The sequence below is a fragment of the Streptomyces sp. NPDC006309 genome (assembly GCF_040613095.1).
GTDB lineage: Bacteria > Actinomycetota > Actinomycetes > Streptomycetales > Streptomycetaceae > Streptomyces.
Genome location: NZ_JBEXRO010000019.1, coordinates 142,161 through 156,785 on the forward strand (window position 1 = coordinate 142,161; position 14,625 = coordinate 156,785).

13 protein-coding genes and 1 pseudogene are annotated in these 14,625 nt (G+C 71.0%); 5 read left to right on the forward strand and 9 right to left on the reverse strand.

Annotated features, from left to right (window positions below):
- Positions 1 to 53 precede the first annotated feature (53 nt).
- On the reverse strand, positions 54 to 563 hold the full coding sequence (locus ABZ117_RS23765) for a flavin reductase family protein (protein ID WP_356823776.1): 510 nt from the start codon (positions 561 to 563) through the stop codon (positions 54 to 56).
- A 207-nt stretch (positions 564 to 770) separates the two neighbouring features.
- Positions 771 to 1,172, reverse strand: coding sequence for a thioredoxin family protein (locus ABZ117_RS23770; RefSeq protein ID WP_356823798.1), 402 nt, complete (start codon positions 1,170 to 1,172; stop codon positions 771 to 773).
- Between the two features lie 382 nt (positions 1,173 to 1,554).
- On the opposite strand from ABZ117_RS23770, the gene ABZ117_RS23775 reads away from it, so the two are divergent.
- Positions 1,555 to 2,283, forward strand: coding sequence for a lysophospholipid acyltransferase family protein (locus tag ABZ117_RS23775; RefSeq protein ID WP_356823778.1), 729 nt, complete (start codon positions 1,555 to 1,557; stop codon positions 2,281 to 2,283).
- Positions 2,284 to 2,320: 37 nt separating this feature from the next.
- On the opposite strand, the gene ABZ117_RS23780 is transcribed toward ABZ117_RS23775, so the two are convergent.
- The 5 genes from ABZ117_RS23780 to ABZ117_RS23800 all read right to left on the reverse strand — a co-directional run bounded on the left by ABZ117_RS23780 (position 2,321) and on the right by ABZ117_RS23800 (position 6,972).
- On the reverse strand, positions 2,321 to 3,031 hold the full coding sequence (locus ABZ117_RS23780; RefSeq protein ID WP_356823780.1) for a phenylalanine--tRNA ligase beta subunit-related protein: 711 nt from the start codon (positions 3,029 to 3,031) through the stop codon (positions 2,321 to 2,323).
- A gap of 10 nt (positions 3,032 to 3,041) precedes the next feature.
- Positions 3,042 to 3,635 carry a transglutaminase family protein gene (locus tag ABZ117_RS23785; protein ID WP_356823782.1) on the reverse strand — a complete coding sequence of 198 codons (594 nt, stop codon included), beginning with the start codon at positions 3,633 to 3,635 and terminating at the stop codon, positions 3,042 to 3,044.
- Positions 3,636 to 3,713: 78 nt separating this feature from the next.
- A complete protein-coding gene (locus tag ABZ117_RS23790) occupies positions 3,714 to 4,784 on the reverse strand; it encodes a low specificity L-threonine aldolase (RefSeq protein ID WP_356823784.1) in 1,071 nt (356 codons plus the stop codon).
- Positions 4,781 to 5,536, reverse strand: coding sequence for an SDR family oxidoreductase (locus ABZ117_RS23795; protein WP_356823786.1), 756 nt, complete (start codon positions 5,534 to 5,536; stop codon positions 4,781 to 4,783). The genes ABZ117_RS23790 and ABZ117_RS23795 overlap by 4 nt, the downstream gene beginning before the upstream one ends.
- A gap of 38 nt (positions 5,537 to 5,574) precedes the next feature.
- Entirely contained in the window at positions 5,575 to 6,972 is a 1,398-nt protein-coding gene (locus tag ABZ117_RS23800) for a DUF6421 family protein (protein ID WP_356823787.1), read from the reverse strand.
- Positions 6,973 to 7,386: 414 nt separating this feature from the next.
- Between ABZ117_RS23800 and ABZ117_RS23805 the strand changes: the two genes are divergently transcribed.
- Positions 7,387 to 8,070 carry a glycerophosphodiester phosphodiesterase family protein gene (locus ABZ117_RS23805; protein ID WP_356823788.1) on the forward strand — a complete coding sequence of 228 codons (684 nt, stop codon included), beginning with the start codon at positions 7,387 to 7,389 and terminating at the stop codon, positions 8,068 to 8,070.
- 27 nt (positions 8,071 to 8,097) lie between these two features.
- On the opposite strand, the gene ABZ117_RS23810 is transcribed toward ABZ117_RS23805, so the two are convergent.
- Positions 8,098 to 8,637: a GNAT family N-acetyltransferase gene (locus ABZ117_RS23810; protein ID WP_356823799.1), complete on the reverse strand. Its 540-nt coding sequence runs from the start codon at positions 8,635 to 8,637 to the stop codon at positions 8,098 to 8,100.
- Between the two features lie 72 nt (positions 8,638 to 8,709).
- Here ABZ117_RS23810 and ABZ117_RS23815 point away from each other — a divergent pair, with 72 nt between their 5' ends.
- Positions 8,710 to 9,102 (forward strand): VOC family protein, encoded by a 393-nt coding sequence (locus ABZ117_RS23815; protein ID WP_356823789.1) that lies wholly within the window; start codon positions 8,710 to 8,712, stop codon positions 9,100 to 9,102.
- Here ABZ117_RS23815 and ABZ117_RS23820 read toward each other — a convergent pair.
- A pseudogene (locus tag ABZ117_RS23820) lies at positions 9,099 to 9,478 on the reverse strand (hypothetical protein); the annotation flags it as partial. The gene ABZ117_RS23815 and the pseudogene ABZ117_RS23820 sit on opposite strands and share 4 nt — an antisense overlap.
- A gap of 351 nt (positions 9,479 to 9,829) precedes the next feature.
- Between ABZ117_RS23820 and ABZ117_RS23825 the strand changes: the two are divergent.
- Positions 9,830 to 10,921, forward strand: a complete 1,092-nt coding sequence (locus ABZ117_RS23825) for a hypothetical protein (protein WP_356823800.1) — start codon at positions 9,830 to 9,832, stop codon at positions 10,919 to 10,921.
- A gap of 541 nt (positions 10,922 to 11,462) precedes the next feature.
- The gene (locus ABZ117_RS23830; protein ID WP_356823790.1) at positions 11,463 to 13,952 is read left to right on the forward strand and encodes an ATP-dependent Clp protease ATP-binding subunit; all 2,490 of its coding nucleotides are present in this window, start codon (positions 11,463 to 11,465) and stop codon (positions 13,950 to 13,952) included.
- The last annotated feature ends 673 nt before the right edge of the window (positions 13,953 to 14,625 follow it).

The following is a 14,625-nucleotide window of genomic DNA, read 5'->3' on the forward strand; positions in this document are numbered from 1 at the left end:
TCGCAACGCAGCGTAACCGGAATTCGACGGCCGCGCCGGGCGGGACGCCGTGATCAATCCCGCAGACCGCTGAAGCGGCCCTGGTGGTAGAGGAGGGGGCGGCCGGAGCCGGAGGGGTCGCCGAGGACGACCTCCGCGAGCACGATCCGGTGGTCGCCCGCCGGGACGCGTCCGACGACCCGGCACACCAGCCAGGCCAGCACGTCGTCCAGCACCGGTACGCCTTCCGGGCCGTCCCGCCACGCGGTCGGCGCGCCGAAGCGGTCGGCGCCGCTGCGGGCGAAGGTGGCGGCCAGCTCGCTCTGGTGCTCGCCGAGTATGTGCACGCCGACATGGTCCGCCTCGGCCATCGCTGGCCAGCTGGAGGCGCCCGTGCCGATGCCGAACGAGACCAGCGGCGGCTCGGCGGAGACGGAGGTCAGCGAGGTGGCGGTGAAACCGACCGGGCCGGCGGCGCCGCGCGCGGTGATCACCGCGACGCCGGCGGCATGCCGGCGGAACGTGGAGCGCAGCAGGTCGGGGGAGGCGAGCCGGGGAGTGCCGAGGCCGGGTGTGGCCGTCATGGAGTTGTCCTTCTGCGAGGGAGGGGAAACGGGCCGTGGCTGCTCAACAGTCCGGACAGCGCGCGCTCGCGGTGCGGGCGAGGTCGACGTGGACCCGCCCGTGGAGAAGGAGTTCGGTCGGCATACGGTCAGGCTGACGAGAGGTGGCGCGGACAGTCAAGTCGGTTCCGGGATCCGGAAGCCGCCGCCCCGGGCGCTGAAACCCCCTCACACCGCCTCCCCGAGAGCCGCGATGACGTCGGCCTTGCGGGGCTGTCCGGCGGCACGCCGCACCACCCGGCCCCCGGAGTCCAGGACCAGGACCGTGGGGGTCTTGAGGATCCCCAGCGCGCGTACGAGGTCCAGCCGGGCCTCCGCGTCGATCTCGACGTGGGTCACCCCGGGGACCATCGCGGCGACCTCGCCGAGGACGCGCCGGGTGGCCCGGCAGGGTGCGCAGAAGGCGCTGGAGAACTGCACCAGCGTGGCCCGCTCCCCCAGTTCGCCGCCCAGCTCGGCCGCTCCGAGCCGCTTGCCGTCGTCCCGCCCGCGCACCCGCGTCCTCCCGTTCCGCCGCTTGTGCGGCACTCCGTGGACAGGCGCCGCCGCGAGCGTCCGCGGGCACACCACCAGTCCGGTCGTCTTCGGCACAAGCGCTCGGGCGACCGCGAAAATTTCCGCCGTCCGGCGAAGTCGTCCCGCGCGACCGCGGTTCGGGCCGCGACCGGGGCGGCACCCATCGCCTGCCCGAACGCGGCGTTCGGACACTGCCCGGGGCGGGAGTTCCTCGTGTTTCCGAGGAGGGTCACGGTACGGGTGGAGTAAGCAGGACATAAGGTCCACGGGCGCCATGCGGGCGGACGTGACGAGGATCTCGCCGCCGCGTGGCACCAGGACTGGCTAGCCGTCCGTTCTTCGGGCACGATCTGCGAGACGCCGTTAAACCTACGGCCGCGTAACCTCCCGCCGGGAGCCCCCTTTCCCGAGCAGAGCAGGAAGGGTCCACCCGCCCATGGCAGAGCTGGTCTACCGCCCCGTCATCGGTCTCGCCAAGACGCTGTTCAAGGCCTGGGACCTGAGGATCGACTGCAAGGGTTCGGAGAACATCCCACGCTCGGGCGGTGCCGTGCTGGTGAGCAATCACATCAGCTACCTGGACTTCATCTTCAACGGCATGGCCGCTCTGCCACAGAAGCGCCTGGTGCGCTTCATGGCGAAGGAATCCGTCTTCCGGCACAAGGTCTCCGGCCCGCTGATGCGCGGCATGAAGCACATCCCGGTGGACCGCCGGCAGGGCGAGGACGCCTACGCGCACGCGCTGGACTCGCTGCGCTCCGGAGAGGTCATCGGGGTGTTCCCCGAGGCCACGATCTCGGAGTCGTTCACCCTGAAGAGCTTCAAGTCCGGCGCGGCGCGGCTGGCCCAGGAGGCGGGCGTTCCGCTCGTCCCGATGGCGGTGTGGGGCACCCAGCGGCTCTGGACGAAGGGCCGGCCCCGCAACTTCGGGCGCAGCCACACCCCCGTCACCATCCGGGTGGGCGAGCCGGTCGAGGCCCCGCGCGACCAGTACGCGGGCGCCATCACCCGCCGCCTGCGCGAGCGCGTCCAGGAGCTGCTGGAGGCCGCCCAGCGGGCCTACCCCGCGCGCCCCAGTGGCGCGGAGGACTCCTGGTGGCTGCCGGCCCATCTCGGCGGCACGGCGCCCACGGCGGACCAGCTGCGCGCGGCAGAGGCCCACTGAGCCTGCCCGGCCGCGTGCGGCGCCGACCCGGCCGGGTTCAGGCGCCGGCGCCGGACGACACCGGCGCGCGCACCTCGAGACGTGCCCCGGGGCTGGACTTCGCCAGCAGTTCGGCGAGTTCGGCGGCCGCCGCCGCGGCCTCGGGGACGGGCATCGGGGCCAGGGTCTCCAGCAGGAAGACGGCGGAGACCGTCCGCTCGGTGAGGCGGGTGCGCGGGCCCTGGCGCCAGTTCCAGCGGCGGCAGGTGACACCGGCGTCGTCGCGCCACACCACCTCGCCCGGCTCGGGATGCTCGACGGCCTGCGCGCCGCCCGCGACCGTCACGAAGTCCTCCTCCCCCGTGGCCCGCACCAGGCGCATCCCGCCCTGGATGCGGTCGAGGTCCTCGCCGCCGACGGGGATCAGGTGGGCGACGCTGATGGCGTTGTAGAGGTCGACGAGCAGGTTGATCCGGGGCAGGCCGGCGCCGGACAGGGCCCGCTTGGCCAGCGCCTCGGCGGAGTTGCGGGTGCGCGAGGGTTTGGCGCCGAAGGCGGTGTACGCCGCGCGCCACGCCGCCATGTGCGGGTCCTCGTGCGGCGCGCGGCCGGCCAGACGGGCGGCGAGGCGGCGGGCCGCGTCGTCCAGCAGGGCCGAACTCGCGTCCGTGCTGGGTCCGTTGGCCAGGCCGTGCGCCTCGATCGTGACGTGGGTGAAACCTGGTGCGAGGGTACGGACCTCGTCGGACACGGTGAGCGTGAAGGTCATCTGCCTCGCCTCACAGGGTGCTGGGGAGCGTCTTCCACAGGTGCGGCCGGTCGGGGGCGGCCCGCAGTGCGGTGATAACGGCCGGGTGCGGTTCAGCGTACAGGACCGGATAGTCCATCTCATTGGACGCGGAGTCCGGGACCCAGGCCAGCCGTTCGCCCTCCAGCGAGAACCGGGCGTCCACGCCGGGCTTGTTGCCGCGCGGATCCTGCCGGTGCCAGGCGCCGTGGAAACGGACGGCGACCAGACCGTGCACGACATGGCCGCCCCCGTCGTCGCGCAGCAGCCGCTGGTAGCACAGCGCGGTGGGGATGTCCTCGGCCCGCAGCAGGGCCGCCAGGGCGTGGGACTTGGCGTGGCAGATGCCGGTCCGCAGGGTCAGCACGTCGGAGGCGCGCCAGGTGACGCGGAGGTCGCCGGAGTCCTGGGAGTGCGGGATGACGTCCCGGACGAATGTGTAAGCGGCGCGCGCATAGTCATACGAGTCGGCCGCCCCTCGGGCGAGCCGGGCGGCCGTTTCCCGGACAACCGGGTGGTGATGGTCGATGACCTCGTCGGCCGCCAGGTAGGCGGAGAGGTCGGCGGTGTGCTGGATCGGCTCCATGCCCGCAGAGCATAGAAATGCGGTCACCCGACGTCAATGACTTTTCACGTGACCGCATATCTATGCATCTCGTCGGGGTCAGCGCGCCATTTCCTCCTTGAGCGCCGCCACGAACATGTCGACGTCCTCCTCCGTGGTGTCGAAGGAGCACATCCAGCGCACCACGCCGGCGGCCTCGTCCCAGAAGTAGAACCGGAACCGCTTCTGGAGCCGCTCGCTCACGTCGTTCGGCAGCCGGGCGAAGACGCCGTTGGCCTGCACCGGGTGGAGGATCTCCACGCCGTGCACCGCGCGCACGCCCTCGGCGAGCCGCTGGGCCATCTCGTTGGCGTGCCGGGCGTTGCGCAGCCACAGGTCCTTGGCCAGCAGCGCCTCCAGCTGCACGGACACGAAGCGCATCTTGGAGGCCAGCTGCATGGACATCTTGCGCAGGTGCTTCATCTGCCGCACCGCGTCCTGGTTGAGGACCACGACGGCCTCGCCGAACAGCGCGCCGTTCTTCGTCCCGCCCAGGGAGAGGATGTCGACGCCGACCGCGTTGGTGAACGTCCGCATGGGCACGTCCAGGGAGGCGGCGGCGTTGGCTATCCGGGAGCCGTCCAGGTGCACCTTCATGCCGTGCGCGTGGGCGTGCTCGCAGATCGCGCGGATCTCCTCGGGCGTGTACAGCGTGCCCAGTTCCGTGCTCTGGGTGATCGACACGACCTGCGGCATCGCGCGGTGCTCGTCCTCCCAGCCCCAGGCCTGCCGGGCGATCAGCTCGGGCGTGAGCTTGCCGTCGGGCGTGGGCACGGTGAGCAGCTTCAGGCCGCCCATGCGCTCGGGGGCGCCGCCCTCGTCGACGTTGATGTGCGCGCTCTCCGCGCAGATCACCGCGCCCCAGCGGTCGGTGACCGCCTGGAGCGCGACCACGTTCGCGCCGGTGCCGTTGAAGACCGGGAAGGCCTCCGCGGTCGACCCGAAGTGGCTGCGGATGATCCGCTGGAGGTTCTGGGTGTAGTCGTCCTCGCCGTACGCCACCTGGTGGCCGTGGTTGGCCAGGGCCAGGGCGGCCATCACCTCGGGGTGGGCTCCCGCGTAGTTGTCACTGGCGAAACCGCGGACCTCCGGGTCGTGATGGCGACGCGCGTCGGTCCTGGGAGGGTTCACGGCTTCTCGGTCAGCCACAGACGGTTTCCGTTCACTTCGGCGGCGGACTTGCTCCAGACGCCCTCGATGGCCTCGGCCAGGTCCTTGACGTCCGTGAAGCCCGCGAACTTCGCGTTGGGGCGTTCGGCGCGCATCGCGTCGTGCACCAGCGCCTTCACCACCAGGATCGTAGCCGCGGACGTCGGCCCGTCGGCGCCCCCCGCCTTGCGGAAGTAGTCGCCCATGGCCAGCGTCCACGCCTCGGCCGCGGCCTTCGCCGCGGAATAGGCGGCGTTGCCCGCGGTGGGCCTGCTCGCGCCGGCGGCGCTGATCAGGACGTACCGGCCGCGGTCGCTGCGCTGCAACGCCTCGTGGAAGGCGAGGGAGGTGTGCTGCACGGTGCGGATCAGCAGCATCTCCAGGAAGTCCCAGTCGTCGAGGCTGGTCTTCGTGAATGTCTCGCTGCCGCGCCAGCCGCCGACCAGGTGCACGAGCCCGTCGACCCGGCCGAAGTCCTTCTCGATGTGGGTGGCCCAGTCGCGGGTGGACTGGAGGTCGAGCAGGTCCACCGTGTCGCCGGTGACGGTGGCGCCACCGGCGGCGTAGCGGGCCGCGTCCACCGCCTCGGACAGCCGCTCCGGGTCGTTGTCCGCGCCGATGACGGTCGCCCCGGCCTCCGCCAGCCGCATCAGCGCCGCGCGCCCCGCGGGGCCGCCCGCGCCGGCCACCGCGATCACCGTACCGCTGAGTGCCCCGTTCGCCCCGTTCCCCATGGTCTTCCCCTCTGACGCAGTGTGCTGGACGCGGTCGCTCACGCGGCGAGCCGCTCGGTGCTGTCCGCCTTGATGCCCCGGGTCGAGGCGATGACGTTCTTCAGCTTCTTGGACAGCGCCTCATAGAACATGCTCAGCGGAAACTCGTCCGGAAGCACGTCGTCCACGAGCTTGCGCGGCGGCTGGGTCAGGTCCAGGGCGTCCGGGCCCTTGGCCCACCGGGAGCCGGGGTGCGGGGCGAGGTAGGTGGAGACCAGCTCGTAGCCGGCGAACCAGTGCACCAGCTTCGGGCGGTCGATGCCGTCCTTGTAGAGCTTCTCGATCTCGGCGCAGAGCTGGTTGGTGACCTGCGGGGCGCGCTCCCAGTCGATGGAGAGCCGGTTGTCGGTCCAGCGCACGACGTCGTGCTTGTGCAGGTAGGCGAAGAGCAGCTGGCCGCCGAGACCGTCGTAGTTGCGGACGCGGTCGCCGGTGACCGGGAAGCGGAACATGCGGTCGAAGAGCACCGCGTACTGCACGTCACGGGCCTGCGGGACGCCGTCCGCCTGGAGCTTCACGGCCTCCTTGAAGGCGGTGAGGTCGCAGCGCAGCTCCTCCAGGCCGTACATCCAGAACGGCTGGCGCTGCTTGATCATGAACGGGTCGAACGGCAGGTCGCCGTGGCTGTGGGTGCGGTCGTGGACCATGTCCCACAGGACGAAGGCCTCCTCGCAGCGCTTCTGGTCGTGGACCATCGCGGCGATGTCCTCGGGCAGGTCGAGGCCGAGGATGTCGACGGCGGCCTCGGTGACCCGGCGGAAGCGGGCGGCCTCGCGGTCGCAGAAGATGCCACCCCAGGAGAAACGTTCCGGCGCCTCGCGGACGGCGATGGTCTCCGGGAAGAGCACGGCGGAGTTGGTGTCGTAGCCCGAGGTGAAGTCCTCGAACGTGATGCCGCAGAAGAGCGGGTTGTCGTAGCGGGTGCGCTCCAGCTCGGCCAGCCACTCGGGCCAGACCATGCGCAGCACGACCGCCTCCAGGTTGCGGTCCGGGTTGCCGTTCTGCGTGTACATCGGGAAGACGACCAGGTGCTGGAGGCCGTCCGCTCGGTTCGCGGCGGGGTTGAAGGCCAGCAGGGAGTCCAGGAAGTCCGGCACCCCGAAGCCGCCCTCGGCCCAGCGGCGCAGGTCCTGCACGAGGGCCCGGTGGTAGGCGCCGTCGTGCGGGAGCAGCGGGGAGAGCTCCTCGACCGCGGCGACGACACGCTCGACGGCCGCCACGGCGTCGTCGCGCCGCGGGGCACCCTCGGCGCCGAGGTCGATGGATCCGTCCTTCGACTGCCATGGCCGGATCTGCTCCACGGCATTCTTGAGCACGGGCCAGGCCGGGTGCTCAACCACCCTGATCAGCGAAGAAACCTGCTCCTCCGCACCAGCCTGCACAAGAATTTCCGTCATGTCCCATCCTCCACGGGAGAACCTCACGTCGGGGACACCGTACGCATAGCGGGTTTCTCTCAGCAAGTAGCTGACCGGGAAATTATTCTGTCCGACCCCGTGGTAACCGACATTTTTCCTGTCGCAAACCGTGACGACGCTCACTTCCGCCGAGAGGGCACGTCCCCGGCACCGCCGAGATCCGGCCGCCCGGCCCGGTCAACGCGAGCGGCGACGCGCCCACGGGAGGGTGGCGGCTCGGGCGGCCACCGGGCGTACGGTGCGCCGCCGGTGCTCCCGTGCCCCGCGCGGGCGCGGGTTCATCGTGCGGCCCGGCCATTAGGCTGCGAGCCTGCCGCGTGGACGACGACGTCCGTACGGGGGCCGCCGGTCCGCGCGTCGCCGAGCCGCCCGTCGACGGAAGCGAGTTGAACCTTGAACTTCCTTACCATCGGTCACCGCGGGGTCATGGGCGTCGAGCCCGAGAACACCCTCCGTTCCTTCGTCGCCGCGCAGCAGGCCGGCCTCGACCTGATCGAACTCGATCTGCACCTCAGCAAGGACGGCGCCCTCGTCGTCATGCACGACGCGGACGTGGACCGTACGACGGACGGCTCCGGGCCGATCAGCGAGAAGACCCTGCCGGAACTGCGCGCCCTCGACGCGGGCCGAGGGGAGCGGGTGCCCCTGTTCGAAGAGGTCCTGGACGCGGTGCACACACCGTTGCAGGCCGAGATCAAGGATGTGACGGCGGCCCGGGCGCTGGCCGAGGTGATGCGCACGCGGGACCTGACCGCGCGGGTGGAGGTGTCCTCGTTCCACGACGAGGCCGTCGCCGAGATCGCGCGGCTGGTGCCCGGGGTGCGGACCGCGCTGGTCGCGAGCCGCTACGGCCCCGACGTGGTGGACCGCGCCGTCGCCGTGGGGGCCGCGACCGTGTGCCTGAACATCCGGCGGCTCACCCTGGAGACCGTCGAGCACGCGCGCGCGTCCGGGCTGCGGATCATCGGCTGGGTGGTCAACTCCCAGCCCCAGCTGCGCCTGGTCCGCGCCCTGGAGCTGGACGGCGCGACCACCGACTACCCGGACATCAAACGCACGGGCCGCTTCACCGCGTGACCCGGCGGCGGTCTTCCCGCGGAGGCGTCACACCAACGGCTTGACCAGCACCTCGAACGCCAGGTCGTCGCGCTGCGGGATGCCGTAGCGCTCGTCGCCGTACGGGAACGGCTCGGTCTGTCCCGTACGGCGGTAGCCGCGGCGCTCGTACCAGGCGATCAGGTCGTCGCGGACGGAGATCACCGTCATCCGCATCTCGGTGACGGCCCAGGTATCGCGGGCCAGCCGCTCCGCCTCCGCCAGGACGGTCCTGCCGAGGCCCGAGCCCTGTTGGGCCGGGCTGACCGCGAACATCCCGAAGTAGGCATGGTCGCCGCGGTGTTCCAGCTGGCAGCAGGCGACGGTACGGCCGTCCTGCTCGACGACCAGCAGCCGGCTCTCGGGCGCCTTGATCACCTCCAGCACGCCCTCGGCGTCGGTCCGCTGTCCCTCCAGGATGTCCGCCTCGGTGGTCCACCCGGTCCGGCTGCTGTCTCCTCGGTACGCCGACTCGATCAGCGTGACCAGGGGGTCGACATCGGCGTCGGTGGCGTCACGGAAGGTGAGTGCGGTGGCGGGGGTGTCCATGGGGCGGCGGTCTCCGATCTCGGGCGTGGCTGAGCCAGGCATGAGGGTAACCCTGCCACTAGCCTCCCGTGCATGGTGCATGTACTCAGCAGCCGGACACTTCTCCGGCCCACCGACCCCGAACGCTCGCGCGACTTCTACGGCGAGCAGCTCGGGCTGTCCGTCCACCGGGAGTTCGGTACCGGCCCCGAGCGCGGGACGGTCTACTTCCTCGGCGGCGGCTTCCTGGAGCTGTCCGGCCGCTCCGATGCGCCGCCGTCGCCCGCGGCGCGGCTGTGGTTGCAGGTCGAGGACGTGACCGCCGCGTGCGAGGAACTGCGGGCGCGGGGGGTGGAGATCGTACGACCACCGGTGCGGGAGCCGTGGGGCCTGGTCGAGATGTGGATCACCGACCCGGACGGCACCCCGATCGTCCTGGTGGAGATCCCGTCGGACCACCCACTGCGCTACCGGCCGGGGATCTAGCTCTGTTGGGCCGCGGCGTTGTTCACGCCGCTGATCGGCGGGTGTCCGCCGAGTGCGGTGTGGCAGCGGTGGGCGGCGGTGCGTTCGGTGTTGCTCAGGTCTTCGGTGTGGGCGAGGCGGGAGTGGCTTCGGTGCGGGCGAGGCGGGAGTGGTCGTCCAGGGCCGTGTGCGGGTAGGCGTAGCCGCTGCCGGTGCGGTTGCGTCGGCCTTCGGCCCGGCCCGGAACCTTGTGCCCGCCGCCGTCGGGGATCCGGCCGAGTTTTCTGCCGTCGGCGTGGACCAGTTCGCCGGTCCGTGCGCGCTCGAATCTGCGGACGGGTTCGCCGGTGGCCCGGTCCAGCACGGCCAGCGGCGGCAGACTGTGGCGGCGCAGGATCGATCATCGGATCGTTGGTCCGGGCTGGCCGTTGACCGACAGGCCGTGGGAACGGATCGAGCGGCTACTCCCGGGCCGGACACCGAAGCGGGGTGGCCGGTGGCGCGGCGTGCGGGCCGGTGGGGCCGGAGCGTGTTCGCGGTGGCGCACGCGATGGTGGCCCGGTGGTGGGAGCAGGCCCTGTACCGGGCGGAGGAGGAGATCCGGTCGTACCGGCCTGCACCTGCTGGCGGGGGCAAGCGTGTCACGCGGCGTCGGCGTTACCTCGGGGGCATCCTGTTGGGCACGTGCGATCGCGGGAGCAGCCGACGAGAAGGAGTCACGCGGGTGTCGTCTCAGGGCGTTACGGTCGTGGTTCTCCTGGCGGATCCGGACGCGCCCACGGAGATCGCGCAGCGCATGGCCCCGATACTTCCCACTCGGCTTGCCGACAAGTCGGGCCAGGGGCGACGGTTCGACGTCGAGGTGGTCAGTGAGCCCTTCACCTCAGGGACCGAGGACCCGCCCACCTTGATGCGCCGGATCATGGACCGTGGAAGAGCGGAGAACTGGGACATCGTCGTGGCCCTCACCGACCTTCCGCTGCATTCACACGGGCGCAAGCTCGTGGTGGATCTGAGTCACGAACACGGCTTGGCGCTGCTCTCCCTTCCTCCGCTGGGGGGCCTGAGGCTACAGACGAGAGCCCGGCGGGCCGTGGAAGAAGCCGTGCTCGGCTTGGCGGGTCCGCGGGCCACTGGGGCTGACGGACCTCCGCAGAGTCAGCCGCTCCTGGGGCCCTTCGTCGGTCGTTTCGCGCCTGTTCACCCGGTTCCAGTCAGTGAGGAGGAGACCGCTGATCTCCGGTACGTCGTCAGCGGTCCTCGCGGTCACCTGAGGGTGCTCGTCGGTATGGTCCGCGCCAACCGGCCGTGGCGCTTGGTGCCGGGCTTGTCGAAAGCCCTGGCGGCCGCACTCGCCACCGGAGCCATCGCCACCGTGAACTCCACCATCTGGAACCTGGCCGAAGCCCTGAGCGCGCCACGCCTCGTGATCGCCATGGTCGGTTCTGTCGCGCTCATGCTCGGCTGGCTGATCGTGGACGCGCAGCTGTGGCATCGATCAGCAGAGGTCTCGCGGGAGGCGAGGCAGAGGGCGAGGCTCTACAACGCCTCGACGGTCATGACCGTGGGTATCGGGGTGCTTGTCTGCTACGGGGGTCTGGTCGTCATCAACTTGGTGTGGGCGCTGTTCATCATCAACGACCGAGTGTTCGCCTCCATGACGCGAACCCCGCTGCACGCCACGGAGTACGTGACGTTGTCCTGGTTCGTCGCTTCGGTCGCCACGGTGGGCGGCGCGCTGGGATCGGGCCTGGAGAGCGACGATGCGATCCGGGCAGCCGCCTACTCCAAGCGGGAACAGGAACGTCGCCAGATGCTCCAAGACGACCACGGTGACTAGCACTCCAGCAGCGTTTCGCTACCTGGCCTGGTCGGAGCATCGTCCGGAGTAGTTGGCCGGTGGTGTGCCGGGGGCGGTCTTCCCGGACCGCCCCTCCGACGAGCGGATCGGGGAAATGGCCGGGCTGCGACACGGACAGCCTCGCCGCGTGATCGACGAACGTCCGGACGCAGCCCGGGAACGAGGTCATGCCCTCGAAGTACGGGGGCTTGCGGACGTACGTCGACTGCGGGTCCCACGACCTGTTCCGCTGCACCAGCCACCGGTCGGCGGCCAGGACCAGCCGCGAATGCCTCGCCGGTTTCGCTCGTCCGTGCCTCGACTTCCGTCCCGCTGGACGGTCGGCAGCTGTTCTGACGTGCGTAATCGGCGGACAGCCGTGAACGAATACCCCTCGCGTCGGGGCGCATTCCCGGCGCCTGTGCCCGGGACGCCGCGGTTGTGCCGCCCTCTGGCCTGGCGAAGACTGGGGCGGTACGGGTAATCGACTACGGCGGGCGGTACCGCAGCCATGGTGCCCGCCGCCGGACAGGTGGTCACCGTGACGATCTCGCCCTTCGGGTCCGGCGACCCGTTCTCCGAACTCTTCAACCGCTTTTTCGGCATGAGCCCGGCCACCTCCCCGCCGGCCGTGCAACGCGTCCCCATCGGGCGACTGCTCAGCGACTCCGCCCACGAACTGCTGGCCGCGGCCGGCGGGCGCGCCGCCGAGGACGGAGCCGATCTCGACACCGGGCACCTGCTGTGGGCCGCCACCCGGGTGCCCGCCTCACGTCAGGTGCTGGAGCAGGCCGGCGCGGACCCCGACCGGCTCGCCGCGGACGTCGAACGGTCCCTGCCCTCCGGCACGACTGCCGGCGAACCCGCGCTCACCCCGGCGGCCAAGCGCGCCCTGCTCGCCGCGCACGCCCGCTCCCAGGCGGCCGGCGCCTCCTACATCGGCCCGGAGCACATCCTCGCCGCCCTGCTGGAGGACCCGCGCTCCGGGCTCGACCGCACCCTGCGCTCCGAGGTCGCCTCACCGGGCGCGCTGGGCACCGGCGACCGGCGCGGACCGGCGGCCGGCGGGCACTCCGACACCCCGACCCTCGACGAGTACGGGCGCGACCTCACCGACGAGGCGCGCGCCGGGCGGCTCGACCCCGTCGTGGGCCGCGCCCAGGAGATCGAGCAGACCGTCGAGGTGCTCTCCCGCCGCACCAAGAACAACCCTGTGCTGATCGGGGACCCCGGTGTCGGCAAGACCGCCATCGTCGAGGGACTCGCGCAGCGCATCGTCGCCGGGGAGGTGCCCAAAGCGCTGCGGGACCGCCGGGTGGTGGGCCTGGACATGGCCGGGCTGGTTGCCGGGTCCCAGTACCGGGGGCAGTTCGAGGAACGCCTGAAGAAGGTGATCGACGAGGTCACCCGCTCCGACAAGGGCATCATCCTGTTCATCGACGAACTCCACACGGTCGTCGGAGCGGGCGCCGGCGGCGAGGGCGCCATGGACGCCGGGAACATCCTCAAGCCCGCGCTCGCCCGTGCCGAGCTCAGCGTCGTCGGCGCGACGACCATCGACGAGTACCGCAGGTACATCGAGAAGGACGCCGCCCTCGAGCGCCGCTTCCAGCCGGTCATGGTGCCCGAACCGACCGTGGAGGAGACGGTCGAGATCCTGCGCGGGCTGCGCGACTCCTACGAGGCCCACCACGGGGTGCGCTTCACGGACGAGGCCCTGGACGCCGCGGCCGCCCTCTCCGACCGCTACATCAGCGACCGCTTCCTGCCGGACAAGGCCATCGACCTGATGGACCAGGCGGGCGCCCGCGTCGGGCTGCGCAGCCTCGGCGGCCCTGAGGAGAGCAGCGGCCTCGAAGACCGGCTCACTCGGCTGCGCAGGGAGAAGGACGAGGCCGTCAGCACCGAGGACTACGAACGCGCCAATGAACTCAAGGCCGGGATAGCCGAGTTGGAGAATCAGCTGGCCGGAACCGGCGAAGGCCGCCCGGAGACCGCCGCCGTCACCCCCGAGGACATCGCCGAGGTTCTCTCCGCACGCACCGGCATCCCGGTCTCCCAGCTGACCGAGACGGAGCGGGACCGGCTCATGAAGCTCGAGGAGACCCTGCACGAACGCGTCGTCGGCCAGGACCAGGCGGTGACCGCCGTGTCCCAGGCCGTGCGCCGCGCCCGGGCCGGCATGGGCGACCCTGACCGGCCCACCGGCAGCTTCCTCTTCCTCGGCCCGACCGGGGTCGGCAAGACGGAACTCGCCAAGGCGCTCGCCGAACTGCTCTTCGGCGACCCCGACCGCATGATCCGGTTCGACATGAGCGAGTTCCAGGAGAAGCACACCGTCTCCCGCCTCGTCGGCTCCCCACCCGGATACGTCGGCTACGAGGAGGCGGGCCAGCTCACCGAGGCGGTGCGGCGCAAGCCGTACAGCGTGGTGCTCTTCGACGAGGTGGAGAAGGCTCACCGGGACGTCTTCAACCTGCTGCTCCAAGTCCTGGACGACGGGCGCCTCACCGACGCGCAGGGGCGCACGGTCGACTTCCGCAACACCGTCGTCATCATGACCAGCAACATCGCCTCCAAGCACATCCTCGACCGCCAGGGTGACATCGCCGATATCGCCGACCTCAAGGACGACCTCATGGCGGAACTCCAGGCCCACTTCCGCCCGGAGTTCCTCAACCGGATCGACGAGATCATCGTCTTCCACACCCTGACCAGGGCCGACCTGGTACGCATCGTGGACCTGCTGCTGGAGGGCAGCCGGCGCAGGCTGCACGCCCAGCAGATCGGCCTGGAGGTCACCGAGACGGCCAAGGAGTGGCTCGCCGAGCGCGGCTACCAACCGGAGTTCGGGGCCCGGCCCCTGCGCCGCACCATCCAGACCGAACTCGACAACCGGCTGTCGAACATGCTGCTCGATGGCACGCTCAACCCCGGTGACACGGTGATCGTCGAGGTCAAGAACGACGAGCTGACTGTGAACCTGGCAGCGAAGAAAGCCGCCGACGGTGCCGGTGAGGAGGCACCATAGGCGTGTCGCCAACTGTCCCTGAGCAAAGTGGCCGAGTGCGGTTACGCCCTGGCCCGCTGGCTGCGTTTCCATGGCGCGGACCGGCCGGGTATCGCTGGACGTCACAGCCATCCAGCGGGCGAGCGGAGCGGCTGTGAGCATCGGCGACGTGCTGCGGCATCTCAACATCGATGCCGCCGCGCCGGCCCCGGCGTCGCCGCCCCTCGTGATCAGTAGACCTAGGCGGTTTTGTTCGGATCATCGGGCGGACCGGAGGAAGATGCCCGCGATGTGGAGTCCGGCCAGGTAAATGGTGGCGGTCTTCTCGTAGCGGGTGGCGATGCCTCGCCGCTGCTATCACTGCTTGGATGCCGCGCTTGCGCAGGTGCTCGCGGATCGCGCGGGAGGAGTACGCCTTGTCGGCCAGGACCATGTCCGGCCTGGTGCGGGACCGTCCTCGCCGGCTGGGAACGCGTAGGCGTGCCACCACGTCGGCGAACGCGAGTGCGTCGCCGGCCTGGCCGGCGGCGAAGCTCGGGGGCCAGGCCGGGGCGGGGAGGCCCCGAGTCTGAGATCGGGGTGGTTGCGGGTGGCGGCGACCAGCTGCTCGGTGGTCCAGCGGCGGACGGTGAGGAAGAACGCCGGGTCGCCCTCCACGCGCAGGCCGCCCAGCTCCGCCCAGCGGACGTCGATG

Bases quoted from the DNA above. Each gene is read 5' to 3' on its own strand.
- ABZ117_RS23765 (WP_356823776.1), bottom strand. From the start codon at position 563: ATGACGGCCACACCCGGCCTCGGCACTCCCCGGCTCGCCTCCCCCGAC.
- ABZ117_RS23775 (WP_356823778.1), top strand. From the start codon at position 1,555: ATGGCAGAGCTGGTCTACCGCCCCGTCATCGGTCTCGCCAAGACGCTG.
- ABZ117_RS23780 (WP_356823780.1), bottom strand. From the start codon at position 3,031: ATGACCTTCACGCTCACCGTGTCCGACGAGGTCCGTACCCTCGCACCA.
- ABZ117_RS23785 (WP_356823782.1), bottom strand. From the start codon at position 3,635: ATGGAGCCGATCCAGCACACCGCCGACCTCTCCGCCTACCTGGCGGCC.
- ABZ117_RS23795 (WP_356823786.1), bottom strand. From the start codon at position 5,536: ATGGGGAACGGGGCGAACGGGGCACTCAGCGGTACGGTGATCGCGGTG.
- ABZ117_RS23800 (WP_356823787.1), bottom strand. From the start codon at position 6,972: ATGACGGAAATTCTTGTGCAGGCTGGTGCGGAGGAGCAGGTTTCTTCG.
- ABZ117_RS23810 (WP_356823799.1), bottom strand. From the start codon at position 8,637: ATGGACACCCCCGCCACCGCACTCACCTTCCGTGACGCCACCGACGCC.
- ABZ117_RS23815 (WP_356823789.1), top strand. From the start codon at position 8,710: ATGGTGCATGTACTCAGCAGCCGGACACTTCTCCGGCCCACCGACCCC.